The following is a 236-nucleotide window of genomic DNA, read 5'->3' as shown; positions in this document are numbered from 1 at the left end:
AAGTGCCGCAAGAAGTGGTGGATGCCGTAGCTGCAGCAAAAGCGCGTGGCGGTCGTATTATTGCGGTTGGTACAACATCGGTTCGTTCACTAGAAAGTGCAGCGCAAGATGCACGTAATAAAGGCACAGAGTTAGTTCCTTTCTTTGGTGACACAGAAATCTTTATATTCCCAGGTTACGAATATCAGTTGGTGGATTGCTTGATTACTACCTTCCACCTACCAGAATCAACACTG

General features: G+C 46.2%; 1 protein-coding gene. It reads left to right on the top strand.

The annotated features are described in order from the left end of the window. The coding region (locus FTW16_RS01095; protein WP_186727997.1) for an S-adenosylmethionine:tRNA ribosyltransferase-isomerase at window positions 1-236 on the top strand (236 nt) is incomplete at both ends.

Source organism: Vibrio sp. T20 (assembly GCF_007858795.1).
Lineage (GTDB): Bacteria > Pseudomonadota > Gammaproteobacteria > Enterobacterales > Vibrionaceae > Vibrio > Vibrio satsumensis.
The sequence above is the reverse complement of the archived record's forward strand: the minus strand, read 5'-3'. Positions and strand labels throughout refer to the sequence as shown.